Source organism: Chryseobacterium urinae (genome assembly GCF_030518295.1).
GTDB lineage: Bacteria > Bacteroidota > Bacteroidia > Flavobacteriales > Weeksellaceae > Chryseobacterium > Chryseobacterium mucoviscidosis.
This window is the reverse complement of sequence record NZ_JAULSJ010000092.1, coordinates 1-565: the sequence shown is the minus strand read 5'-3', so window position 1 is coordinate 565 and position 565 is coordinate 1. Positions and strand designations below refer to the sequence as shown.

2 protein-coding genes are annotated in these 565 nt (G+C 41.9%); both read right to left on the bottom strand.

What is annotated here, in order from left to right; genetic code table 11:
• The coding region (locus QWT87_RS21105) for a transposase zinc-binding domain-containing protein (protein ID WP_302718720.1) at positions 1-320 on the bottom strand (320 nt) is incomplete at its 3' end.
• On the bottom strand, positions 317-565 hold a 249-nt coding region (locus tag QWT87_RS21100; protein WP_302718718.1), incomplete at its 5' end, for a tyrosine-type recombinase/integrase. The genes QWT87_RS21100 and QWT87_RS21105, both read right to left, overlap by 4 nt.

Here is a 565-nt window from a genome sequence, read left to right as displayed (position 1 = left end):
AAATAAGGTACCGGAAGCAGTTCGGTTTCCCGATTTTCAATCCATTGCTCTCGGTTTTTGCTCTGACATTTTGGGCAATGACGGTTTCGGCAGGAGTTGTAACTGATGCTTACATTTCCACATTCATCACAAGCGTCAATATGACCACCCAAAGCAGAGGTACGGCATTTTTTCAACGCTGAAAGTGTTCGTAATTGCCAAGAATTAAGTCCTAAATCTTCCAATTTTGAACCTAATTTGTTTAAAACATCGGCGACTTCGTATTGAGGTTGAGATTGAGGTTGAACTGACTGTTTTTTTGAGGTTTTTAAACCGCTCATTTTTTCCCAAATTCTGAAAAAAGGGTATCGAGCGGTGAAAAGAGTTTTTGGGTTGAAAGCTGGGCAATTTGAAGATAAACCAGCGTGGTATCGATACTTTCGTGACCGAGAAGATTTTTGATGCTCAAAATATCCATCCCATCTTCCAGAAGATGCGTCGCAAAACTGTGCCGAAGCGTATGGACACTCACTTCTTTCAGGATATTTGCCGTTTTTGATGCCTGCTTTACCGCCCACTGAACGCC